At 71.8% G+C, this 22,071-nt stretch carries 18 protein-coding genes; 5 read left to right on the forward strand and 13 right to left on the reverse strand.

All coding sequences use genetic code 11. From position 1 onward, the window contains the following. The first annotated feature begins 228 nt into the window (after positions 1 to 228). Complete coding sequence (cydD, locus tag IMZ11_RS18340) at positions 229 to 1,974, forward strand: thiol reductant ABC exporter subunit CydD (protein ID WP_228643021.1); 1,746 nt, start codon at positions 229 to 231, stop codon at positions 1,972 to 1,974. Beyond that, on the forward strand, positions 1,971 to 3,704 hold the full coding sequence (gene cydC, locus IMZ11_RS18345) for a thiol reductant ABC exporter subunit CydC (RefSeq protein WP_228643024.1): 1,734 nt from the start codon (positions 1,971 to 1,973) through the stop codon (positions 3,702 to 3,704). The genes cydD and cydC overlap by 4 nt, the downstream gene beginning before the upstream one ends. A 157-nt stretch (positions 3,705 to 3,861) precedes the next feature. Here the strand turns inward: cydC and IMZ11_RS18350 are convergent, their stop codons facing one another. The 8 genes from IMZ11_RS18350 to lon form a co-directional block, all read right to left on the reverse strand. Beyond that, the gene (locus IMZ11_RS18350) at positions 3,862 to 5,148 is read right to left on the reverse strand and encodes a S1C family serine protease (RefSeq protein ID WP_228643026.1); all 1,287 of its coding nucleotides are present in this window, start codon (positions 5,146 to 5,148) and stop codon (positions 3,862 to 3,864) included. Positions 5,149 to 5,225: 77 nt separating this feature from the next. Further along, entirely contained in the window at positions 5,226 to 6,833 is a 1,608-nt protein-coding gene (locus IMZ11_RS18355) for an acyl-CoA synthetase (protein ID WP_228643028.1), read from the reverse strand. Between the two features lie 45 nt (positions 6,834 to 6,878). Further along, positions 6,879 to 8,021 carry a Fic family protein gene (locus tag IMZ11_RS18360; protein ID WP_228643030.1) on the reverse strand — a complete coding sequence of 381 codons (1,143 nt, stop codon included), beginning with the start codon at positions 8,019 to 8,021 and terminating at the stop codon, positions 6,879 to 6,881. An 81-nt stretch (positions 8,022 to 8,102) separates the two neighbouring features. Beyond that, positions 8,103 to 8,954, reverse strand: coding sequence for a MetQ/NlpA family ABC transporter substrate-binding protein (locus IMZ11_RS18365; RefSeq protein WP_228643032.1), 852 nt, complete (start codon positions 8,952 to 8,954; stop codon positions 8,103 to 8,105). A gap of 90 nt (positions 8,955 to 9,044) precedes the next feature. Then, positions 9,045 to 9,701, reverse strand: coding sequence for a methionine ABC transporter permease (locus IMZ11_RS18370; protein WP_228643034.1), 657 nt, complete (start codon positions 9,699 to 9,701; stop codon positions 9,045 to 9,047). Next, entirely contained in the window at positions 9,698 to 10,663 is a 966-nt protein-coding gene (locus IMZ11_RS18375; RefSeq protein WP_228643036.1) for a methionine ABC transporter ATP-binding protein, read from the reverse strand. The genes IMZ11_RS18370 and IMZ11_RS18375 overlap by 4 nt, the downstream gene beginning before the upstream one ends. Beyond that, the gene (locus IMZ11_RS45320; protein ID WP_255706674.1) at positions 10,660 to 10,785 is read right to left on the reverse strand and encodes a hypothetical protein; all 126 of its coding nucleotides are present in this window, start codon (positions 10,783 to 10,785) and stop codon (positions 10,660 to 10,662) included. Before IMZ11_RS45320 ends, IMZ11_RS18375 begins: the two co-directional genes overlap by 4 nt. Before the next feature lie 314 nt (positions 10,786 to 11,099). Further along, complete coding sequence (gene lon / locus IMZ11_RS18380; protein WP_228643038.1) at positions 11,100 to 13,523, reverse strand: endopeptidase La; 2,424 nt, start codon at positions 13,521 to 13,523, stop codon at positions 11,100 to 11,102. A gap of 178 nt (positions 13,524 to 13,701) precedes the next feature. Here lon and IMZ11_RS18385 point away from each other — a divergent pair, with 178 nt between their 5' ends. Then, positions 13,702 to 14,028, forward strand: coding sequence for a hypothetical protein (locus tag IMZ11_RS18385; protein ID WP_228643040.1), 327 nt, complete (start codon positions 13,702 to 13,704; stop codon positions 14,026 to 14,028). Then, positions 14,028 to 15,158 carry a DUF6745 domain-containing protein gene (locus IMZ11_RS18390; RefSeq protein ID WP_228643042.1) on the forward strand — a complete coding sequence of 377 codons (1,131 nt, stop codon included), beginning with the start codon at positions 14,028 to 14,030 and terminating at the stop codon, positions 15,156 to 15,158. Before IMZ11_RS18385 ends, IMZ11_RS18390 begins: the two co-directional genes overlap by 1 nt. Positions 15,159 to 15,179: 21 nt before the next feature. Here IMZ11_RS18390 and IMZ11_RS18395 read toward each other — a convergent pair whose 3' ends face one another. Genes IMZ11_RS18395 through IMZ11_RS18415 form a run of 5 tightly spaced genes read right to left on the reverse strand, consistent with a single transcriptional unit; the run spans position 15,180 to position 20,408 of the window. Further along, on the reverse strand, positions 15,180 to 16,127 hold the full coding sequence (locus IMZ11_RS18395; RefSeq protein WP_228643044.1) for an STM4011 family radical SAM protein: 948 nt from the start codon (positions 16,125 to 16,127) through the stop codon (positions 15,180 to 15,182). Continuing rightward, positions 16,124 to 17,440 carry an STM4012 family radical SAM protein gene (locus tag IMZ11_RS18400; protein ID WP_228643046.1) on the reverse strand — a complete coding sequence of 439 codons (1,317 nt, stop codon included), beginning with the start codon at positions 17,438 to 17,440 and terminating at the stop codon, positions 16,124 to 16,126. Before IMZ11_RS18400 ends, IMZ11_RS18395 begins: the two co-directional genes overlap by 4 nt. A 1-nt stretch (position 17,441) precedes the next feature. Continuing rightward, positions 17,442 to 18,263 carry an STM4013/SEN3800 family hydrolase gene (locus IMZ11_RS18405; RefSeq protein WP_061260201.1) on the reverse strand — a complete coding sequence of 274 codons (822 nt, stop codon included), beginning with the start codon at positions 18,261 to 18,263 and terminating at the stop codon, positions 17,442 to 17,444. Then, positions 18,260 to 19,423 (reverse strand): STM4014 family protein, encoded by a 1,164-nt coding sequence (locus tag IMZ11_RS18410; protein ID WP_228643048.1) that lies wholly within the window; start codon positions 19,421 to 19,423, stop codon positions 18,260 to 18,262. Before IMZ11_RS18410 ends, IMZ11_RS18405 begins: the two co-directional genes overlap by 4 nt. 13 nt (positions 19,424 to 19,436) lie before the next feature. Continuing rightward, positions 19,437 to 20,408, reverse strand: coding sequence for an STM4015 family protein (locus IMZ11_RS18415; protein WP_228643050.1), 972 nt, complete (start codon positions 20,406 to 20,408; stop codon positions 19,437 to 19,439). 106 nt (positions 20,409 to 20,514) lie between these two features. On the opposite strand from IMZ11_RS18415, the gene IMZ11_RS18420 reads away from it, so the two are divergent. After that, a complete protein-coding gene (locus IMZ11_RS18420) occupies positions 20,515 to 21,972 on the forward strand; it encodes an MFS transporter (protein WP_228643148.1) in 1,458 nt (485 codons plus the stop codon). Positions 21,973 to 22,071: the final 99 nt, after the last annotated feature.

Consider the following 22,071-nt stretch of genomic DNA (forward strand, 5'->3'; position numbering starts at 1 on the left):
GCCGGCCGACGACCTCACGCGGGTGCCGGCCCTGGTGCCGGCCCTGGCGTTCGCCCGCTGACCGGCCGAGGGTCGTCCGGGCCCGCCCAACACCCGCCCCGAACCCGGCACCGGCCCTGCCGGATGCCAAGGTGGTCTCGTGACCTCGAGATCGCCTGCGGTGTCGTCAGCCCGACGACAAAGCGCACGTCGGGGGCACTGCGGGAGTTCGGGAATACTGAGGGATATATGCACAAGGATCTCCTGCGGCTCGCCCGCGCGGAACCGGCCGTCCGGCGCCATCTGGCCGTCTGCCTGGCCGCCGCGGTCTTCGCCGGCCTGCTCGTGCTCGTACAGGCCGAACTGCTCGCGGGTGTACTGTCCGGCCGGTTCGCCGTGGCGGTTCTCCTCCCCCTGGTCGTGGTCGTGCTCTTCCGGGGGCTGCTCGGCTGGATCCAGGGCGTCTCGGCCGGCCGTACGGCCACCGGAGTCAAGTCGGTCCTGCGCGCCCGCCTGATGAAGCGTTTCCAGGAGACCGTGTTCGCGGGCCCGCGTTCCGGTGAGCTGGTCACGCTCGTCGGCCGTGGACTCGACGCGCTCGACCCCTACCTGGCGGGATACCTGCCCGCCGTCGCGGTCGCGACCGTCGTCCCGGTCGCGGTGCTGGCCCGGCTCTTCGTCGCCGATCTCGCCACCGGCCTGATCGTCCTGTTCACGCTGCCGCTCATCCCGGTCTTCGGGGCGCTGGTGGGATGGACCACCAAGACGGTGACCGAGCGGCAGTGGCGGGCCCTCTCCCGGCTCGGCGGCCACTTCCTCGACGTCGTACGCGGTCTGCCGACGCTGCGGGCCTTCGGCCGGGCGCGGTACCAGTCCTCGGTGATCCGCGACGTGGCCGCCGCGCATCGGGCCGCGACCATGCGGACGCTCCGGGTGGCGTTCCTGTCGTCGCTCGTGCTGGAACTCGTGGCGTCGCTCTCGCTGGCCCTGGTGGCGGTCCCCGTCGGCCTCCGGCTGCTCTCCGGCTCCCTCGACCTCGACACGGCCCTGCTCGTCCTCCTGCTCGCTCCGGAGGCGTACCTGCCGCTGCGTGCCATGGGCACCAAGTTCCACGCGTCGGTCGAGGGGGTGGCCGCCGCGGACGAGGCGTTCGCCCTCCTCGCCCCGCCCGAAGAGAAACAGCCCGAAGAGAAGCAGCCCGGCCAGGCTGCCGCCGATGTGCACGCTCCCTCAGCGTCCCGCGCGCCGGAGATCAGGCTGGAGCACGTCACGGTCCGCTATCCCGGCCGCGACCAGCCCGCGCTCGACGACGTGTCGCTCGTCGTCGCGCCCGGCGAGCGGGTCGCGCTGGTCGGGGAGAGCGGCGGCGGGAAGAGCACGCTGCTGCACCTGCTCCTCGGATTCGTCACACCATCCGAGGGCCGGGTGCTGGTCGACGGGGTGGACCTCAGCACGCTCGACCTGGACGAATGGCGACGCAGGCTGGCCTTCGTGCCCCAGCGGCCCCATCTGTTCGCCATGTCCGTCGCGGACAACATCGGGCTCGGCGGCTCCGCCTCGCCCGACCTGATCCGTACGGCCGCCGCCGCGGCGCAGGCGGCCGGGTTCGTGGAGGCGCTGCCGGAGGGCTACGAGACGGTGCTCGGCGAGCGCGGCGTGAACCTGTCGGCGGGACAGCGCCAGCGGGTCGCGCTGGCCCGCGCGTTCTGCCGTCCCTCCGCCGAGGTCCTGCTGCTCGACGAGCCCACCGCCCGCCTGGACGGCCGCAGCGAGGCCGCCGTGGTCGAGGCCACCCGCACGCTGGCCGAGGGCCGTACCGCCATCGTGGTGGCGCACCGGCCCGCGATGATCGGCCTGGCCGACCGGGTCGTCCGCATCGGCGGGGGCCGGATCGTCCCGGACCGCCCCCAGGACCACGGGCAGGGTGACGAGCACGACAGCGGACATGATCGCGAAGCCGACGCCCTCGCGGCGGAGAGAGGCGATGCCCGATGAGCGCCCCCCATGGAGCCGGGCTCCGCAGGACGATCCTCGCCCCGGGGATGGCCCGCAGGCTGGTCGTCGCCGCCCTCGCGGGTTCCGCCGCCGACCTCGCCGGGGTCGCGCTGATCGCGTCGGCGGCGTGGCTGATCACGCGGGCCGCCGAGCAGCCGCCGCTGGCCGCGTTGTCGGTCGCGATCGTCGGAGTGCGCGCGTTCGCGACCGGCAAGGGCGTGTTGCGGTACGCGGAGCGGCTCACCGGGCACGACGTGGCACTGCGGGCGCAGGCGAGCACACGCGAGCGGCTGTACGAGTCGCTCATCCCCGCAGGACCGCTCCGGCAGCGGGGCGCCGACCTGCTCAGCCGGATGGTGGACGACACCGAGGCGGTCCAGGATCTGCTGGTCCGCTGCCTGCTTCCCGCCGTCGCCGCCCTGCTCACCGGGGTCGCGGCCATCGTCATCGGGGCGTTCCTGCTGCCCGTGGGCGCGCTGGTGCTCGCCCTCGGACTACTACTCGCCGGTGTGCTGCTCCCGGCCGGTACGGCCGCCGCCGCCCGCCGCTGGTCGGCCAGGATCGCTCCCGCGCGGGCCGAGCTGGCCGCCCGGGTGGCCGACCTGGTCCACGGCGCGGCGGATCTCGCCGCGTACGACGCGAAGGGGCAGGCACTTTCGGACGGGATGGCGGCGGAGGGCCGCCTCTCCGCGCTGGAGCGGGGCCAGGCGAGGATCAACGCCGCGGCCCTCGGGCTCGGGGTCCTCATCCAGGGATCGACCGTGGCCGCGGTGGTGCTGATCGCGCAGGCCGCCGGGCTCGGCCAGGTGGCGACCGCCGTGCTCGCGCTGACCGCGCTGGTCTCCTTCGAACCGGTGCTGCCGCTCGCCGCGGCCGGGGAACGCTTCGCGGGGGTCGGCGCCGCGCTGCGCAGGCTGGGGGAGATCCAGGCGACCCCGGTCGTGGTGGCGGAGCCGGCCAGCCCCGCGCCCCCGCCCGAGGCCCCGGTGACCGTCGAGGTGGAGGACCTGGTCGTCCGGCACGGCGACCGCGAGCCGGCGCTCGACGGGGTCAGCCTGACCCTCACGCCGGGCATGCGGGTGGCCATCGTCGGGCCGAGCGGCGCGGGGAAGAGCACGCTGCTGTCCGCGCTGATGCGGACCGTGGACATCGAGTCGGGCCATATCACGATCAATGGGGTCGACATCCGCTCCTACGCCTCGGACGACGTCCGGGCGGCGATGACCGGGCTGACCCAGGACCCGTACGTGTTCCAGGCGTCGTTCCGCGACAACCTGCGGCTGGCCGGTCCGGAGGCGTCGGACGGCGAGCTCGCCCAGGCCGTACGGCGGGCCCGGCTGGACACGTGGGCGGACCGGACGGGGTGGGACACGGTGCTCGGCGAGGACGGCCGCACGGTGTCGGGCGGCCAGCTCCAGCGCCTGGCGCTCGCACGGGCCCTGCTCTTCGATCCGGCCGTGCTGCTGCTCGACGAGCCGGCGGAGGCACTGGACGAGGAGACGGCCGACGCGCTGACCGCCGACCTGCTCGACGCGACGCGGGGCCGGACGACCCTGCTCGTCACCCACCGCCTACGCGGCCTGGAGCAGGTGGACGAGATCGTGGTCCTGGAGGACGGCCGGGTGGCGCAGCGCGGCACGCACGCGGAGCTGGTCTCGGCGCCCGGGTACTACCGGGACCTGTGGGAGTCGGAGACCCTGACCGCGTCGTCTCGGGCCTCGTCCCGCTGACCTGCCCCCGCCTCCGGCGCTCGCCTCCTCTGGCCCTCGCCTGAGGCATCACCCGTCCGGACACCTGTCCGGACACCTGTCCGGACACCAGTACGGGCGCCCCGTGCGGAGGCGCCCTGTACGGATGCCGTCCCCGGGCGGGGACGGCGGAGGGGTGTCAGCTCGTGCTGCTGTTCTCGGTCAGGGCGATGGTGGCCGTCGAGGGCCGGCCGTTGCGGGTGTAGGTCACCGCGATCTTGTCGCCGGGCTGGTGCCTGCGGATGATGCCCACCAGGGTCTCCGCGTCGCCGACGACCGTGTCGTCGATCTTGGTGATGAGGTCCGCCTCCTTGAGGCCGGCCTTGTCCGCGGGGCTGCCCTTGGTGATCGAGGCGACGACCGCTCCGGGCGTGTCGCCCGTCGCGTCCGCGACGCTCACACCGAGGAAGGCGTGCGTCGCCTTGCCGGTCTTGATGAGCTGCTCGGAGACCATCTTGGCGGTGTTGATCGGGATGGCGAAGCCCACGCCGATGTTGCCGGAGCCGGAGCCCGAGGTGAGGATGGCGGTGTTGATGCCGATCACCTGGCCCGCCGCGTTGACCAGCGCGCCGCCGGAGTTGCCGGGGTTGATCGCCGCGTCGGTCTGGATCATGCCGCCGATGGTCACCTGCTGGGTCGGCTGCTGCTGCTCCTGCCCCCAGGGGAAGGGTTGCTGCTGCTGCTGGTCCTGACCGCTTTCGGTGAGCGTGCGGTCCAGCGCGCTCACGATGCCGGACGTCACCGAGCCCTCCAGGCCCAGCGGGCTGCCGATCGCGAGCACGGAGTCGCCGACCTGGAGCTTGTCGCTGTCTCCGAGGCTGGCCGGGGTGAGACCCGAGACATCCTGGGCCTGGAGAACCGCGAGGTCGGTCGCCGGGTCGGTGCCCTTGACCGTGGCCGACGCGGTCGTGCCGTCGCTGAACTTCACGGTGACCGTCGCGTCCTGCCCGGCCCCGGCGACGACGTGGTTGTTGGTGAGGATCAGCCCGTCGGCCGAGAGGATGACCCCCGACCCCTCACCGCCGCCGGTCCGCGTCTTGACCTTGACCGACACCACCGACGGCTGGATGGCCTTGGCCACCGCCACGATGGTGTTCCCCGAACTGTTGGACACGGGGAGCACCGGCGAGGAGATGACCGTCCCGCCGTTGTCGAAGCTGTTCGCGACGAAGGCCCCCGCGACCCCGCCGCCCAATGCCACCGCGGCGAGGGCGAGCCCGGCCACCGCCTTCTGCCCACCGCTCCACGCCCGCTTCACGGGCTGCTGGAACGAGGACGCGGCGAACGCCGCCGTGTCACCCTGCTGCGGCGGGGGGGACTGGCCGTAGGCCCCGTACTGCCCGTGCTGGGGCGGGGTGCTGCCGAACTGGCTCCATCCGTGGCCCGTCGTGTTCTCGTTCTCGGGCGTCCGCTCTTCGGAGCTCATCGTCTTCCCCCTCGTGGCCGCTGCGTCTTCCGGCTCTCCCGCCGGTACACGTCCACGATGCCAAACGCCCTGTAAGGTCACGCTAAGCGATCAGCCACGTTCCCGGACTTCCAGTACTCGTCCCGCAGCAACCGCTTGTAGAGCTTGCCCGTGGGGTGGCGGGGAAGCTCGTCCCTGAAGTCGACGGATTTCGGGCACTTGTAGTGCGCGAGCCGCGATCGGCAGTACTCGATCAGTTCGGCCTCCAGCGCCGGTCCCGCGTCCGCGGGGTCGGCCGCCTCGACGACGGCCTTGACCGCCTCTCCCATCAGCGGATCCGGCACGCCGAAGACCGCCACGTCGGCGACCTTCGGGTGCAGCGCGAGGACGTTCTCCGCCTCCTGCGGATAGATGTTCACCCCGCCGGAGATGATCATGTACGACCCGCGGTCGGTGAGGTAGAGGAAGCCCTCCTCGTCCAGGTAGCCGATGTCGCCCAGCGTGGTCCAGCCCCTGCCCTGCGGATCCTGCACCGAGCGCGTCTTGCCGGGGTCGCCGTGGTACTCGAACCGCGGGCCGTCGGAGAAGTAGATCGTGCCGTGCCTGCCCGCGGGCAGTTCGTTCCCGTCCTCGTCGCAGACGTGCGCGACCCCCAGCAGCGGCCGCCCGACCGTCCCCTTGTGCGTGAGCCAGTCCTCGGAGCCGGCGTAGAGGAAGCAGTTGCCCTCGGTGCCCGCGTAGTACTCGTGGACGATCGGTCCCCACCACTCGATCATCTGCTCCTTGACCGGGATCGGGCACGGAGCGGCGGCGTGGATCGCGCAGGTCAGCGAGGAGATGTCGTAGCGCCCGCGCACCTCGGGCGGCAGGCGCAGCATCTTGATGAACATGGTCGGCACCCACTGCGCGTGCGTGACGCCGTACTCCTCGATGAGCCGCAGGGCCTGCTCGGGATCGAACCGCTCCATCACGACCACGGTCGCCCCGAGCCGCAGGAAGGACATGCAGTACCGCAGCGGAGCGGCGTGATAGAGCGGCGCGGGCGAGAGGTACACGCTGTCAGGGCCGGGAGCGAACAGGAACTGGATCAGCTGGAGCAGCGGACCGGGAGCGTCGAGCGGCGCCTTGGTCAGGACGGGCTTGACCCCCTTGGGCCGCCCGGTCGTTCCGGAGGAGTACAGCATGTCCGAGCCCTGGCACTCGTCCTCGATCGGGGTGGGGGGTCGGCTCGCGACGGCCTCCTCGTACGAGGTGAATCCGGGGGCCACGCCGTCCATCATGAGCCGGATCTCGACCTTGGGCGTGGCCTTCGTGACGGAGGTCGCCACCTCCGCCAGCCGCGCCGACGAGATGAAGACCCTGGCGTCGCAGTTGTCCACGATGTAGGCGACTTCGTCGCTGCCCAGCCGGGAACTGATCGCGGTGTAGTACAGGCCGGACCGGTGCGCGGCCCAGGCCACCACCAGGAACAGCGGATGGTTCTCCAGCATGAAGGCGATCTGGTCGCCCGGCCGCAGTCCCGCCGCGCGGAAGAGATGCGCGAGGCGGTTGGACTGCTCGTCCAGCTCTCGATAGGTGACCACGCGGGTGGTGGCCGGTCCGGACTCGGCGGTTCCGGCGGGTTGTGAGCTCGTACCGGCTTCGGGGCTCACGACGATCACTGCGGGCTTGTCGGGGGTAAGGGCGGCGACGGCTCCCGGGTGCATAGAACCGAACATTAATCTGCACGATCGAGCCTGGGAAGTGTCCGCTCACTTCATCGCGAAACCCACATAAGGATCGCGCAGGGGCGTGGCCCGGCCGGCGAAATCCTCCCTGATCGCCAGCATCTTCGGCCCCGGCGCGTAGAACCGCCCCTTGGTCTCGCCGTACGGCCGCAGCCAGTCGCGGGACACGAGATCGCGAAGGTCGCGTGCCGCCTGACCCTGGCTGAGGGACTCGTCGGACTGGTACATGCTCCTGCGCAGCCGCCGGGAGACGAAGACCTGGTAAAGGGCCGAGACGCAGCGGGGGTGCAGGTTCTCCGCGTCGGCCCGCTCCTCAAGGAGCATCCAGACCTCCCCGGCCTCCGCCAGCCGCCGCCGGACGCGTTGCGCCTGCATATGGTGGCAGCGCAGGACGAACCGCACCCATGACCGCATGTCCGGGTGGGGCGCCCACCGCCCCCGCTGCACCTCGCGCAAGGCGCCGTAGTATTCCAGGGTGTTCTCCCCGATGCCGAGCCACTCCTCGATCGAGGAGAATTCCGGCGTGGTGATCTGGTCGCGGGCGAGCACGAGGGTCTGCAGCGCCCGGGACATGCGCCCGTTGCCGTCCCGCCACGGGTGGATCGCCACAAGGTTGAAATGCGCCATGGCACCGCGCACGTAGCTCGGCGCGTCGAGGTCGCCGGAGTTCAGCCAGTCCACCAGTTCGTCGAGCAGGGAGGGCACCGCCTCGTGGTCGGGCCCCTCGTAGACGACCTCTCCGGTGGCGGAGTTGCGCACGTAGATCCCGCCGGGCCGGACGGTTCCGGGCGTCTCGTCCAGATGATGACCGATCATCATGAAGTTGAGCGCGTTGAGCAGGCCGGCGTCGAACCGGAACGCCGGCGCCTTGGACAGCAGGTTGATATAGGTCAGGGCCTGCTGGTATCCGGCGATCTCCCGCGCCACGCCTGCGGACGCTTCCAGCGGCTCCTCGCCGACCATGATGGACTCGATGTCCTCGATGCTCGCCCGGTAGCCCTCGATCGAGTTGGACCCCTGGATGGCGCGAGCCTGGAGCTGCCGCCGGAGCTGGCCGTCCCAGCGGTGGGTCTCGGCCAGGAGGTATCTCAGGTCGCGCCGCATCTCCTCGACCTCGCCGAGCACCTTCTCGTCGACCGGGTCGAGGACCGGTGTTCCGTACAGCATGGAGCCCATGACACCATGGGCGAATCATTCGGTCAATCGACCGAATGATTCGCCCATTTATGTCCGGGATATCCGCCGGGATCAGAAGGCGGGGATGACCGCGCCCTTGTACTTCTGCTCGATGAACTGCTTCACCTCGGGGCTGGTCAGCAGCTTCGACAGCGTGACGATCCGCGGGTCGCTCTCGTGGCCCTCGGCCACCACCAGGCCGTTCGCGTACGGGTTGCCCTCGGCCTTCTCCAGGACCAGCGCGTCGCTCTCGGGGTTCAGGCTCGCCTCCATGGCGTAGTTGCCGTTGATGACCGCGGCGTCGACGTCCTCAAGCGACCGGGGCAGCTGGGCGGCCTCGAGCGGCTGGAACTTGATCGCCTTGGGGTTGCCGGTGACGTCACGCTCGGTCGCGGCGGTGCCGACGCCGTCCTTCAGCGTGATCACGCCGTTGTCGGCCAGCAGCTTGAGCGCCCGGCCGAGGTTGGTCGCGTCGTTCGGCACCGCGACGGTCGCGCCCTGCCCGAGCGACGCCACGTCCTTGACCTTCTTGGAGTAGAGGCCGAGCGGCTCCAGGTGCACGGAGGTGACGTAGCTCAGCTTGGTGCCCTTGGACGCGTTGAAGTCGTCGAGGTACGGCTTGTGCTGGAAGTAGTTGGCCCCGAGCTGGCCGTCCTGGAGCTGGAGGTTCGGCTGCACGTAGTCGCTGAACTCCACGATCTCCAGCTTCAGCCCGGCGGCGGAGGCCAGGTTGTCCGCGACGTACTTCACGATCTCCGCGTGCGGCATCGGGCTCACGCCGATCTTGAGCGGCTCGCTCGCGGCGGCCGTGCCCGAGGCCGACGCCGTGTCGGCCGGGGACGAGGACGAGGACGAGGACGAGCCGCAGGCCGCCAGGCCGAGCGACAGCCCGACGGCGAGCAGGAGCCCGAACATCTTGCGCATGGTGTGACCACTCCTTGTGTGACGAAATCTGGGTGACGAAAGGGGACCGCCCCGTCGAGCCGGGCGGCGGGACGGGGAAAAGGCGTGAAGTCAGCGGTGGGTGAGCCGGCGGCTGACGGCGTCGCCGAGGCTCTGGACCGCCTGCACGAGGACGATCAGCACCACGACCGTGACGATCATGAGAGCGGTCTCGAACCGCTGGTATCCGTAACGGACCGCGAGGTCGCCCAGGCCGCCGCCACCGATCACACCCGCCATCGCCGAGTACGAGATCAGCGTGACGACGGTGACCGTGAGCGCGGCGATCAGGCCCGGCAGCGCCTCGGGCAACAGGACCTTGCCCACGATCGTGACCCGGCTCGCGCCCATGGCCTGCGCGGCCTGGACGACGTCCCTGCCGACCTCGCGCAGGGCGGTCTCCACCAGCCGCGCGAAGAACGGCACGGCGCCGATCGTGAGCGGGACCGCCGCCGCGCCGGTGCCGATGGTGGTGCCGGTGATCAGCCGGGTCACCGGGATGACGGCGATCATCAGCACGATGAACGGCAGCGACCGGCCGACGTTGACCACCAGGCCGAGGATCCGGCGGGCGACCGGAGCGGGGAACAGCCCGCCCCTGTCGGTGCCGACCAGCGCGACGCCGAGGGGCAGCCCGAGCAGGACGGTGAACAGCGTGGACCAGACGACCATCCGCGCGGTCTGCCCCGTGGCCTCCCACAGCAGGGGGCTCATGTCCGACCAGGTCATCGGGAAGCCACCTCCACGAGCAGACCGCGGTCGCGCAGGTAGCCGAGCGCCGCGCCGGACTCCTCACCGGTCAGCCGTACGCGGAGCCGTCCGGCCGATACGCCCGCGACGTCCTCCAGCGCGCCGCCGAGGATGTTCACGTCCACGTCGAACTTCCGTACGACCTGGGAGACGACCGGTTCGTCGGCGCGGCCGGTGTAGGTGCCGGTGAAGGTGATCGTCACGCTGCCCGGCTCCGCGGGCGGCAGCGGGAACAGCTCCTGGGTGAGCCGGGACCCCGGTCTGGCCAGGAGCTCGGGGATCGGCCCCGCCTCCTCGATCCGGCCGTCGCTCATGATGGCCGCGGAGTCGCAGACCGCCTTGATCACGTCCATCTCGTGCGTGATCAGCAGGATCGTCAGCCCGAGCTCGCGGTTGAGCCGCTTGAGCAGGGCCAGGATCGACTGCGTGGTCCCCGGGTCCAGCGCCGAGGTGGCCTCGTCCGACAGCAGCACCGACGGCTCGCCCGCGAGCGCGCGGGCGATGCCGACGCGCTGCTTCTGGCCGCCGGAGAGTTGCGCCGGGTACGCCTTCGCCTTTCCGGCCAGACCCACCAGTTCTAGCAGCTCTTCGACCTGCTTGGTCCGCCGGTCACGGGGCATGCCCATGATCTCCAGCGGGAAGGCCACGTTCCCGGCGACGGTGCGCGAGGACAGCAGGGCGAAGTGCTGGTGGATCATGCCGATGCCCTGCCGCGCCCGGCGCAGCTCCCCCTCGCCCAGGGCGGTCAGGTCCCGCCCGTCGACGGTGACGGCCCCCGCCGTCGGGCGTTCGAGCAGGTTGACGCAGCGCAGCAGGGTGCTCTTCCCGGCGCCGCTCTGCCCGAGCACACCGAAGATCTCACCCTTGCGGACGTGGAGGTCCACGCCGTCGAGGGCCACGACGGAGCCGTAGACCTTGCGCAGACCGGACACTTTGATCACGAGACTTCCCCAGGAACGATGACGACGCCGGCGACGGTGGACGCGCACGACCGGCGGGTCCCCGGAGGGAACGGCAGGTGGCTGAAACGGCGCAGGACGAGGAAGTTCGTGGGGGAATTCATGAACAGGCCTTCGGAGCGAGAAACGATCAAGGAATTGGGGCTCAGGCCGGGCGACAGCCGCACATCATGACGCCCCGCTCCCGCAGGGCCATGGCTCCGTCGCACATCACGTTCACGGTCATCACCAACAGAGGACCAGGGCGGCGAATTCCGATAATTCCCGACAATCAATGTGGCTTATCTCACATCCACACCCTCCCTCCTGTGAGCCGGCCCCGCCTTCTCGCCTCGCTCCCTCGCCTCCCGCCCGCACACGCGTACGGCTCGCGCCCCCAGGAGCGGGGCGCGAGCCGTACGAGATGGATCGCGGCCGATCAGGCGGCGGCGTTCCGGGCCACTGTCTGGGCCACTGTCTGGGTCGCTGTCTGGGTCGCTGTCTGGGTCGCCGTCTGGGTCGCCGTGGCGGGCGTGAGCGCGAGGTCGAGCACCTCGCGGACGTCGCCGACCGCGTGGACGGTGAGGTCCGCCAGCACGTCCGCGGGCACGTCGTCCAGGTCGGGCTCGTTGCGCGCCGGGATCAGGACCGTCGTGATCCCGGCCCGATGGGCGGCGAGCAGCTTCTGCTTCACCCCGCCGATCGGCAACACCCGGCCGGTGAGCGACACCTCACCGGTCATCGCGACGTCGTTCCTGACCGGGCGGCCGGACAGGAGCGAGGCCAGCGCGGTCGTCATCGTGACGCCCGCGGAGGGCCCGTCCTTGGGCACGGCGCCCGCCGGGACGTGGATGTGCACGGACCGGTCCTTGAGCGACCCGACCGGCAGTTCCAGCTCCACCCCGCGCGAGCGCAGGTAGGACAGCGCGATCTGGGCCGACTCCTTCATCACGTCGCCGAGCTGGCCGGTCAGCGTCACGCCGGTCGAGCCGGTCTCGGGGTCGGCGAGCGACGCCTCGACGTACAGGACGTCGCCGCCCGCGCCGGTGACCGCGAGGCCGGTCGCCACGCCGGGCACCGCCGTACGCTGCCGGGACTCGGGGAGGGACGACTCGGGGACGTGCCGCGGCCTGCCGAGGTAGGGCACGAGGCCGTCGCCGGACACCGCGACCGGGAGCTCGACCTCGCCGAGCGCCACCGTGGCCGTGACCTTGCGCAGGATGCGGGCGATCGACCGTTCGAGCGACCGGACGCCCGCCTCCCGCGTGTACTCGCCCGCGAGCCCGCGCAGCGCGTCGTCGTCGATCGCCACGTCGTCCGGCGTCAGCCCGGCCTTCTCCAGCTGGCGGGGCAGCAGGTGGTCCCGGGCGATCGCCACCTTCTCGTCCTCGGTGTAGCCGTCGAGCGTGACGATCTCCATGCGGTCCAGCAGCGGGCCGGGGACCTGCTCCAGGACGTTGGCCGTCGCGAGGAAGAGCACGTCGCTGAGATCCAGCTCGACTTCGAGGTAGTGGTCGCGGAACGTGTGGTTCTGCGCCGGGTCGAGCACCTCGAGCAGCGCCGCGGTCGGGTCGCCGCGGTAGTCGGAGCCCACCTTGTCGATCTCGTCGAGCAACACGACCGGGTTCATCGACCCGGCCTCGCGGATCGCGCGGACGATCCTGCCGGGCAGCGCCCCGACGTAGGTGCGCCGGTGGCCGCGGATCTCCGCCTCGTCCCGGACGCCGCCGAGCGCGACCCGGACGAACTTCCTGCCCATGGCCCGCGCGACCGACTCACCGAGCGAGGTCTTGCCCACTCCGGGCGGTCCGGCCAGCGCGAGCACCGCGCCGCTGCGGCGGCCGCCGACCACGCCGAGGCCCTGGTCGGCGCGGCGCTTGCGCACCGCGAGGTACTCGACGATGCGGTCCTTCACGTCGTCGAGCCCGGTGTGGTCGGCGTCGAGCACCGCCCTGGCGCCCGCGATGTCGTACGCGTCCGTGGTGTGGGTGCTCCACGGGATGTCCAGGACGGTGTCCAGCCAGGTGCGGATCCAGCCGGTCTCCGGCGACTGGTCGGAGGTGCGTTCGAGCTTGGCGACCTCCTTCAGCGCGGCCTCGCGGACCTTCTCCGGCAGATCGGCCGCCTCGATCCTGGCCCGGTAGTCCTCCTCCTCGTCCGCGGGGTCGCCGTTCAGCTCGGCCAGTTCCTTGCGTACGGCGGCGAGTTGCTGGCGCAGCAGGAACTCGCGCTGCTGCTTCTCCATGCCCTCCTGGACGTCCTTGCGTATGGTCTCCGCGACGTCCATCTCGGCGAGGTGGTCGCGCGCCCAGCCGACGAGCCTCTCCAGCCGCTCGACCGGGTCCGGGCTCTCCAGGAGGAGCAGCTTCTGCGGCGTGGTCAGCCACGGGGCGTATCCCGAGCTGTCGGCGAGCACGGAGGGGTCCTCGATCTGGTTGACCGCGTCGACGACCTGCCAGGCGCCGCGCTTCTGCAGGATCGTGGTGGTGAGCGCCTTGTACTCCTTGGCGAGCTCGTCGGCCCGGGGACCGGCGACGACCGGCTCCAGCACCGTGGCCTCGACCCAGAGCGCCGCGCCGGGGCCGGTGGTCCCGGTGCCCACGCGCATCCGGCTCACGCCGCGCACGACGGCGGCGGGCTCGCCGCCGGGCAACCGGCCGACCTGTTCGACCACGGCGGTGACGCCGACCGCGCCGTACCGGCCGTCGACGCGCGGCACCAGCAGCACCTTGCCCTCGCCGCTCCCTGCCCGTGCCGCGTCGATGGCCGCGCGGACCTCGGTGTCCGACAGGTCGAGCGGGACCACCATGCCGGGCAGGACGACCTCGTCGTCGAGGGGAAGGACGGGAAGGATCTCTGTCATCTGGTCGCTCCCAAAAGGTTGAGTTGTGCCGACTCAACTAACGAGAGCCTTCCCGTGTTCCCTTGCTTGCGCGAGTTCGCTGTGAGCGATCGTAATTGTGTAATCGGAGCGGACGGGCAGTGTGCGGAATGTCAGCCGTGTCCCCTATCTTCGCGATCAGCAACCGAAAGGAGCCGTCGTGTACCGGCAGGGAGACATCCTGATCGTTCCTGTGGCCGAGGAGGCCGTGCCCGCGGAGGCGCGGACGCTGCCACCGCAGCCGCGAGACTCGCGTGGCCGCCTCGTCCTCGCCCTGGGAGAGGCGACAGGCCATGCCCATGCGATCCCCGGTCCCGGCACCCTGCTGCTCGATCCGAGCCCGCGCAACCCCGGCTTCCTGCACCTGCCCTCGGGCGGGCGGCTCGTGCACGAGGAGCACGACGCGATCTCCCTCCCGAAGGGGTGGTACCGCGTGATCAGGCAGCGCGAGTACGTCCCCGGAGCGTTCCGCGTGGTGGCCGACTGATGACGACCGACCTCACCACGGCCGGGGTGACCGTCACCTGGCGCGAGGCCGCGCTCGCCACCGGCCCCGCCGACCGTGCCGCCGCCGAAGACGGCGTACGGCGCGCCTACCGCGACGCCGGGCTGGCCGAGCCCGAGCACATCCTCTGGTTCGACTCCCCGGCGGCCGGAGCCGTCGCGGCCGCCGCGCTGTCCGGCGGCCCGGAAGCGCGCGCGGCACTCGCCGCCGCCGGGCTCGGCCGGGCCGCCGACCAGGTCCTGGCCCAGGTCGGTACGGCTCCCGCGGGCCGGAGCGTCCGTGACTCCGTACGCACCGGGCCGTGGGAACGCGCGCGCCGCGCCGTCCACGAGGCGCTCGGCCCGGCCGGCTGGTCGGGCGCCTGGGCGTCGAGCGGCGGCGAGCTGTGGCCCCCGGTGAACCGGCTGGTCCTCGAGATCCGGCGGGCGATCGCCGAGACGGACGAGCTGCTGCGCCGGGTGACACTCGACGCCGTCCTCGGCCAGCACGACGCCGCGTGGCTCTGCGTCTTCGCGCCCGACGCCGGAGTGGTCCGCGAGATCCTGTCCGGAGTCGCCGAGACGGAGCGGTCCGCGCTCGGCGCTCTCTGCCAGGTCGCGCGGGCGGCCGGATGGTGGTGGCCGTTCGAACGCGTCGCGCTGCTGTGCGAGCGGCCCGTGGAGCTGCACCTCGACGACCTCGGACGCCTCCACCGGGCCGACGGCCCCGCGATGCTCTTCGCCGACGGCTTCGCGCTGCAGGCGTGGCACGGGATGCCCGTCCCCGCCGATTTCGGCGCGACCATGGCCACGCTGGACGCCGGGCGCATCCGCTCCGAGAGCAACGCCGAGCTGCGCCGGGTCATGCTGGAGCACTTCGGCTATGACCGCTACCTCGCCGACTCCGGCGCGTCCCCGATCCACGCCGACGAGACGGGCGTGCTGTGGCGGATCGCCCTGCCCGACGACGAGGACGTCATCATGGTCGAGGTGGTCAACTCCACCCCCGAGCCGGACGGCACCCGCCGCACCTACTTCCTGCGCGTGCCCCCATGGGTCGTACGGGCGCGGCAGGGCGTGGCCTGGACCTTCGGTGTCACGGAGGAGGAGTACCGCCCCGAGCGCGAGACCTGACCACCGCCTCGCGACGCGCGTTCAGGCCCGGAGGGGCCGGTCGGCCGGGATCCGTTCGAGGATCCCGCCGGCGAACACGTCGTACAGGCCGAGCGGCTCCAGGTGGACGTACCCGATGTGGCAGTCGCAGGTGGCCGCGGGACACGGCCGGGGCCGCAGCGCCCGGTCGAACGACCCGTCGTAGAGGTTGCCGATCACCTCGGGGACGAAGTGGCACCGCCGGACCGTGCCGTCGCCGCTCACCGAGACCACGGTCTCACCGGTACGGCAGGCCAGCCCGGCGCTCGCGTGCGCGAATCGGCTGTAGCCGAACAGCGGGTCGATCGCGGCCCACTCCGCCGCCTCGTCGTCGGTGTACGCGCGCCCCTCCTCGGCGTTCACCCACAGGTAGGTGCTCGCGGGCAGGTCGGCCCGCAGTCTGCGGGCGGTGTCGAGGTGGTCGGGGTGGCCGACGATGCCCACGCTGTGCCGTACGCCGTGTCCGGCCAGGTCGCGGCACTTGGCGAGGAACCGGTCGTAGGCCACCTGGCTCGGGTGACAGGTCACCCACAGCGCCAGCCGGGTGAGATCGGCCTCGTCGAGCCAGCCGGTGCGGCAGCTCAGGTTCGTCTGGATGACCACCCTCCGCACGTGGGAGAGGTGGCTGAGCTCGACCATGGCCTTCCTGTACCAGGAGCGGACCAGGCCCTCGCCCCATGGCGTGAAGAGCACGGAGACCGGATGACCGCGCCCGGCCACCCAAGCCGTGAAGCGCTCCAGCGCCGCCCGGTCGGCACGCAGCCGCTCCGGGCTGTCCCGCCGCTTGGCGAAGGGGCAGTACGCGCAGTCGTAGTCGCAACTCGCCAGCGGGCCCCGGTACAGGATCGACAGATGCCCATCCTGGTCACGACCCCCTGCGGGCCAGGTCTCGGACCGGCAGCGGGGACCGGGGTCCGAGGGCACGCGCGGGAGCCGGATCCTGTCGTTCATCGTTCCTCGTAACCGTCCATCAGCGCCACGACCCGGCCCGAGAACAGCGCGGGCCCGATGGCGTCGGAGTGGGCCAGCCCCTCGGCGGTGAGCCGCAGCCGGACGGCGTCCGCCTCCAGCCATCCCCGCTCGGCGAAGCGTGCGAGCTCCCCGCCGAAGTCCACGAGCACGTCGGCGTCGAACCGCTTCAGGTAGTCGGAACGGGAGAGCCCCTCCGCCTGGAGCAGCGACTGGACCAGATGCCGGCGCCGCCGCTCCTCGTCGTCCAGATGGAATCCGACGTTCGCCACCTCGAACTCCTCGCGCGGCAGCCGGACGTACTCGTCGATGATCGCCCGGACGTGACGGGCGCCCACGGCGTACTCGTAGGAGTAGTGCAGGTCACGGGTGTATGAGCGGGCACCGCAGCCGAGGCCCACCATGCCGTCGGTCTGGCAGCTGTATTCCGTGGTGCCGCCGTGGCCGGGCAGGCGGAACATACGCATCGAGACCTGCTCGTATCCGGCCGCCAGCAGGTGGTCGCGACCGGCGCGGTACAGCTCCAGCCGCTGGTCGTCCCAGGCCCGGCCCTGCCTGCCGAGCCCGGTCAGCGGCCGGACGTACAGGGGGTAGAGGTACAGCTCCTCCGGCCGCCAGGCGAGCGCGGCGTCGAGGGAGTACCGCCAGGAGTCCGGGGTCTGACCGTCGATCCCGTAGATCAGGTCGATGTTCAGCGCCTCGAACCCCTGTGCGCGGATCGCGGCCAGGGCCGACTCCACCTCGGCGCGCCGCTGCGGTCGTACGGCGGCGCGGGCCTCGGCGTCGACGAAGCTCTGCACGCCGATCGACACGCGGGTGGCGCCCCGTTCGGCCAGGACGGCCAGCCGGTCGGGAGTGGCGGTCGCCGGCGAGGTCTCCACCGCCAGCGGGACGGCCCGCAGGTCAGCCCCCATGATGCGTTCGGTCAGGTCGAACAGCCGGGTCAGCTCCGCCGCGCTGAGATAGGTCGGCGTGCCGCCGCCGATCGCGGCCGTGGCGAACCGGGGCTTCTCCCCGAGCGCGTCGCGTACGGCTTCCGCCTGCCGTTCGAGGGCGGCCAGGTAGGCCGAGGTCAGCTCCTCGGGCGCGCCGGTCCGGGTGAACAGGTTGCAGAACCCGCACCGCATCTCGCAGAAGGGGATGTGCAGGTAGAGGAAGAGGGCGTCCGTCCGCTCCCCCGCCCACACGTCACGGAGCCGGGGGCGTGGGTCGAGCTCCCGGTAGGCCGTCTTGTGCGGGTAGGCGTACACATAGCCCTGGTACGGACGGCCGGTGCCGTCCTCGGTCTGGTTCACATCACTCTCCGGTCGGCGCGGGCGGCGTGGCCCGGTCAAGAACGAACTCCGCGTAGGGGACGGTCCACACCACCTCGTGCCCGATCCGATGGCCGGTGTGGCCGTCCTCGCCGTAGGCGGTGCCGTGGTCGGAGCAGACGATCGCGAAACACGGTCGGCGCGCCGTCATCAGGGCGAACAGCCGCCCGACGTGCCGGTCCACGTACTCCAGGGCGGCGGCGTGGCTCTCCCGGGTGTCACCGTGCTCGCGGGTCGCCCCGGCCAGGTGGAACCAGTTCGGCTGGTGCAGCGCCGACACGTTGAGCAGCAGGAACACCGGCCTCCCGGCATCGCGCAGCGCCCTCTCCGCGCAGTCGATCTGCCGCTCGAAGGAGCGCTCCGAGGTCACGCCGAACTCGGGCGCCCAGTGGCTCTCCGCGAACAACCCCGGCAGGGTCGAGCCGAGCGGGGTCAGCTTGTTGAAGAAGCCCACTCCCCCGACGCACACGGTGTGGTAGCCCGCGGCGGCCAGGCCCGACGGCAGATCGGGCGCGTCGAAGACCCAGGTGCCGGACGCGGTCGTCTCGCTGCCCGGGAACACGGCGGCGAACGGCCGGGGATGCGGCCCCGGTTCGGCCGGTGTCGGCAGGAATCCGGCGAGCATCGCGGCGTGCGCGGCGTAGGTGAAGCTTCCGGGGCTGTGGCGGCGTTCCCAGCGCCCTCCGGGAAGGACGCGGGCGAGATTGGGCAGCCGTCCCGCCTCGGCCAGCTCCGCCGCGACGTCGTACCGCAGCGTGTCGAGTGTCACCAGCAGGATGTCGTGACTGCCCACGACCGTGTTCATGTCACGCACGCCGTCTCCTCCCCGCCCCACTCGCCCGGCTCCTCCCGCGGCTCCGGCACCGATGACGCCGCGAACCGTCCTCCGAGCGCGGCCGCGACCTGCGTGGCGTACGTGTCGAGGCCCGCGCCCGGGGTGCCGGGGAGACCGGGCAGGCCCGGCAGCAGGTCACCGAAGGCGTTGACCTCGGCGACGGCCACGGAGCGGAAGCCGGTCGCGACCAGGAGGTCGACGCCGACGGCCAGGCTGCGCGGGAAGCAGGCGGCGGCCCGCGCGCACACGTCCATGGCGTGGTCCCATCCCGCGTCCCCGAGCCTGCCCGCGACGGCGTCGAGATCGCCGCGGACACCGCCGAGGTGCAGGTTCGTCATGGGGCTGCGACTGGCGCGCACCACGGCGTGCGTCGGCGTCCCGGCCACGCACACCACGCGCAGGTCGAACGCCCGGCCCGCGATGGACGCCTTGGGGAACCAGCGCTCGACGTGCAGCCTGTCGGGAGCCAGCGCGTCGACGATCGCCGCGACGTCATCCTCGGTCTCGTACGTCCGGATCCGCAGCGAGTTGTGCAGCGACGGGCCTGGGCCGAGATCCGCCGAGGTCACCGCCTTGACCCGGGCTCCGTGCGCCTGGAAGGCGATCACGCCGGAGGCCGACGAGCCGTGGGCGGGCTTGACGAAGACCCGCGCCCAGCGCCGCCGCGCCATCGCCTCCCGCAGCTCGCCGTACGAGGAGATCGGGCCGGGCAGGGCGTCCGGGACGGGGACGCCCGCGGCCTGGAGCCGCCGGTGGGTCAGCCGCTTGTCGAACATCACCGCGATCTCGCCGGGGTCGCCGAGCAGGTGTGCCGACGGCGTGGCCTCGGTGAGGTCGCGGACCCGCGCCAGGCCCGCCGTGAAGGTGCGGTACCACCGGGCGCCGCCCGCGACCCGGCTCGGATCGCCGGGGCCGCGCAGCAGGGCGTCGGCCCGCGCGTCCTCCCCGGGCGAGTCGATCCGTACCAGAGCGCCGGGCGGGATGAGCGCCTCACCCGCCGCGAGGACATCGCACCAGGGGATCACGATCGGCGCGGGCAGGCCGTGGCGGACCACCGCGTCGCCGAACATCGTCACCCTGCGGTCGCCGGGTGTGCCGACGACGGCGAACCGCGCCGGTCCACCGCTCATTCGTCCGGACCGCTCACTCGTCCACCGCGACGTAGCGCCAGACCTCGCCGTCGCCTTCGTCCTCGCCCTGCTCCTGGTCGGAGAGATCGACCTCGACGCCGGGCAGCGCCTCCTGGACGCGCTTGATCATCTCGTCGCTCAGGTAGTGGTGGTGCAGGTCCAGCCGCCGCAGGTGCGTGAGCGGCTGGCCGGTGAGCAACGCCTCTGCACCGGCGTCGGTGAGCATGCCCATGGACAGGCTGAGCGTCTCCAGCCGGGCGACGACCGGAGCGGTCGCCACGGCGGCGGCGATCTCGTCCTCGATCTCGCTGTCCTGCAGCCCCAGGTAGCGCAGCGCGGGCAACCGCACGCCGGACAGGATCTCCTCCATGTCGGCAAGGGTGGCGTCGCCGCCGTACTGCTCGACACCGAGCCACAGCTCCAGATGCTCCAGAGCAGGAAGATCGCAGTTGCCCACCGCGCGGACGACGGCACCCGGCAGGCCACCGGTCTCCAGCCGGAGCGTCCTCAGCGATCCCTGCCGGACCGGGCGCAGCCCGAGCCCCGTGCCACCCCGCACGTCCAGCCGCTCAAGCAGCGGGAACGCCTCCAGCAACGGCGTCACGTCGGACTGGTGGATCCAGGAGATCTCACACTCCTCCATCGGCATCGCGCCGACGAAGAGGGAACGCAACGCCGGAAAGCGTGCGGCGTTGTCGACCAGGAGACGAACCACCTCCTCGGAGGAGGTGTCGTACGCCTCCTGCCAGGAGCCGATCACGACGGCGGAGACCCTCGTCGTGTCCACCCGCTCCATGAACCGGGCGAACATGTCGGCGAAGTCGCGGTTGGAATCGTAGACCTCGGCCGACAGCCGCCAGGCCACCGAATCCGGGGCAGGAAGGTCGCCGGTCTCGTCATCCGGATCAACCTGTGTGACCGGAAGGCCCGCGTACCGATCCCGGTAGTCCCGGGTGTAGCCCTCGTTCTCGTCGTACTCCGCCATGCCGAACTCCTCGCCGGGGAAAGCTGCGGGACTGTCCTACCAGAGCCCGCCGACACTTCCCGAATCGGAGACCTCCCCCTCACGCGGGCCGCGGCCACGGACCATGATGGGCCGTGTGGAACCTGACCAGATCCGGCTCCGGTCCGCCACGGGGCGATGGACCATCCTCGCGACCGTGCTCGGATCAGGGATGGCGATGCTCGACAGCACCGTGGTCAACGTCGCCCTTCCCACGCTCGGCCGGGATCTCGGGGCGGGCATGTCCGATCTCCAGTGGACGATCAACGCCTACACGCTCACCCTGGCGGCCCTGATCCTGCTCGGCGGCTCGCTCGGCGACCGGTACGGCAGGCGAAGGATCTTCCTCGTCGGCGTCGTCTGGTTCGCGCTGGCCTCGGCCCTGTGCGGGGTGGCTCCCAACGTCCCGGTGCTCGTCATCGCCCGTGCGCTCCAGGGCATCGGCGGCGCGCTGCTCACCCCCGGATCATTGGCGATCATCCAGGCGAGCTTCCCGCATGACGACCGTCCCCGCGCGATCGGCCTGTGGTCCGGCCTCGGTGGGGTCGCCGCCGCCGTCGGGCCGCTGGTCGGCGGCTGGCTGGTGGAGGCGGTCGGCTGGCACTGGGTCTTCCTGATCAATGTCCCGATCGCGGCCGTCACCGTCCTGGTCACCGTACGGCACGTGCCGGAGAGCCGGGACACCGCGGCCTCGGGGCGTTTCGACGTCCTGGGATCGGCGCTCGCCGCCCTGGCCCTCGCGGGCGTCACGTACGGCCTGATCGAACCGGGCGCCGGGAGGATCGCGCTGGTCGCCGGGTTGGTGCTGGCCGCCTGCTTCGCGGTCCTGGAGGTCCGGCGCTCACCGGAGGCCCTGGTACCGGTGCAGATCTTCTCCTCCCGGGTCTTCACCTCCATCAACATCGTCACGATGATCATGTACGCGGCGATGGGTGTGGTCTTCTTCCTACTCGTGGTCCAACTCCAGGTCTCCTCCGGCTTCTCACCGATCGCCGCGGGATCGGCGATGTTGCCCGTCACGATCCTCATGCTGCTGCTGTCGGCCCGCGCCGGGGACCTGGCCAGGCGAGTGGGCCCCCGGATCCCGATGACCGTGGGCATCCTGGCGTGCGCCGCGGGGATCCTGCTGATGAGCCGCATCGGTCCCGGCTCCACCTATCTCGTGGACGTGTTCCCGGCGGCGACGCTGTACGGCCTCGGCCTGTCGGCGGCGGTCGCCCCGCTGACCGCGACGGTCCTGGCGTCGGCCAGGGAGCGGTACGCGGGCCTCGCCAGCGGCATCAACAACGCCGTGGCCCGCACCGGCAGCCTGCTCGCGGTCGCGGCGGTCCCCCCGCTCGTCGGCCTGACCGGGAGCGCGTACAACTCTCCGGCGGAGTTCACCGCCGGCTTCCACACGGCGATGCTGGTCAGCGCCGCCATGCTGGCCGTCTCCGCCGCGCTCGCGTTCTCCACGATCAGGACGAACGTGCTGGTGGTGGCTCCCGCGCCCGCCGGCCGTACGCACTGCGGGATCGCGGCGCCGCCGCTCGAGCGCACCGACTGATCAGGCGACCGGGGCGGCGGGAGAGCGCACGTGCGCCGTCCCGAAGAAGCGGATGTTCCGGTACGGCGACGCGGAGCCGCACAGGCTCCTATCGTGATC

Source organism: Microtetraspora sp. AC03309 (assembly GCF_020826795.1).
Classification (GTDB): domain Bacteria; phylum Actinomycetota; class Actinomycetes; order Streptosporangiales; family Streptosporangiaceae; genus Microtetraspora; species Microtetraspora glauca.

What these genes read in the sequence shown, in the direction of transcription:
- IMZ11_RS18370 (WP_228643034.1), bottom strand. Translation starts at nt 9,701, where the DNA reads ATGACCTGGTCGGACATGAGCCCCCTGCTGTGGGAGGCCACGGGGCAG.
- IMZ11_RS18365 (WP_228643032.1), bottom strand. Translation starts at nt 8,954, where the DNA reads ATGCGCAAGATGTTCGGGCTCCTGCTCGCCGTCGGGCTGTCGCTCGGC.
- IMZ11_RS18420 (WP_228643148.1), top strand. Translation starts at nt 20,515, where the DNA reads ATGGGCCGTGTGGAACCTGACCAGATCCGGCTCCGGTCCGCCACGGGG.
- cydD (WP_228643021.1), top strand. Translation starts at nt 229, where the DNA reads ATGCACAAGGATCTCCTGCGGCTCGCCCGCGCGGAACCGGCCGTCCGG.
- IMZ11_RS18415 (WP_228643050.1), bottom strand. Translation starts at nt 20,408, where the DNA reads ATGGCGGAGTACGACGAGAACGAGGGCTACACCCGGGACTACCGGGAT.
- IMZ11_RS18405 (WP_061260201.1), bottom strand. Translation starts at nt 18,263, where the DNA reads ATGAACACGGTCGTGGGCAGTCACGACATCCTGCTGGTGACACTCGAC.
- IMZ11_RS18360 (WP_228643030.1), bottom strand. Translation starts at nt 8,021, where the DNA reads ATGCTGTACGGAACACCGGTCCTCGACCCGGTCGACGAGAAGGTGCTC.
- cydC (WP_228643024.1), top strand. Translation starts at nt 1,971, where the DNA reads ATGAGCGCCCCCCATGGAGCCGGGCTCCGCAGGACGATCCTCGCCCCG.
- IMZ11_RS18410 (WP_228643048.1), bottom strand. Translation starts at nt 19,423, where the DNA reads ATGAGCGGTGGACCGGCGCGGTTCGCCGTCGTCGGCACACCCGGCGAC.
- IMZ11_RS18390 (WP_228643042.1), top strand. Translation starts at nt 14,028, where the DNA reads ATGACGACCGACCTCACCACGGCCGGGGTGACCGTCACCTGGCGCGAG.
- IMZ11_RS18355 (WP_228643028.1), bottom strand. Translation starts at nt 6,833, where the DNA reads ATGCACCCGGGAGCCGTCGCCGCCCTTACCCCCGACAAGCCCGCAGTG.
- IMZ11_RS45320 (WP_255706674.1), bottom strand. Translation starts at nt 10,785, where the DNA reads ATGAATTCCCCCACGAACTTCCTCGTCCTGCGCCGTTTCAGCCACCTG.
- IMZ11_RS18395 (WP_228643044.1), bottom strand. Translation starts at nt 16,127, where the DNA reads ATGAACGACAGGATCCGGCTCCCGCGCGTGCCCTCGGACCCCGGTCCC.
- IMZ11_RS18350 (WP_228643026.1), bottom strand. Translation starts at nt 5,148, where the DNA reads ATGAGCTCCGAAGAGCGGACGCCCGAGAACGAGAACACGACGGGCCAC.
- lon (WP_228643038.1), bottom strand. Translation starts at nt 13,523, where the DNA reads ATGACAGAGATCCTTCCCGTCCTTCCCCTCGACGACGAGGTCGTCCTG.